The organism is Methylococcus sp. S1M (assembly GCF_051295855.1).
Lineage (GTDB): Bacteria > Pseudomonadota > Gammaproteobacteria > Methylococcales > Methylococcaceae > Methylococcus > Methylococcus capsulatus.
In genome coordinates, this window is the sequence record NZ_JBPDXO010000045.1 from 1 (window position 1) to 344 (window position 344).

Annotated in this window: 1 protein-coding gene; it reads left to right on the forward strand. The window is 60.2% G+C overall.

What is annotated here, in order from left to right:
* The coding region (locus ACSHWJ_RS16020) for an integrase core domain-containing protein (protein ID WP_432540117.1) at window positions 1-316 on the forward strand (316 nt) is incomplete at its 5' end.
* Between the last annotated feature and the right edge of the window lie 28 nt (window positions 317-344).

Consider the following 344-nt stretch of genomic DNA (forward strand, 5'->3'; position numbering starts at 1 on the left):
GATGGAATGGCGGGGGCGACCACGGGTGATCCGCTGCGACAACGGGCCGGAGAATATCAGTGCGAAGGTCCAGGCCTGGGCGGCACGGCAAGGCATCCGGATTGAATACATCCAGCCGGGCAAGCCGCAGCAGAATGCGTATGTGGAGCGATTCAACCGCACGGTGCGCCATGAATGGCTGTCGCAGTATGACTGGGAGTCACTGGAGGAAGTGCAGGCATTCGCAACACGCTGGATGTGGACGTACAATCACGAACGCCCAAACATGGCCTTGGGCGGCATCACGCCAAAACAGCGGTTGGCCAGGGCCGCATAGCTCTACTTCTGATCTCCCCTAATTCCGG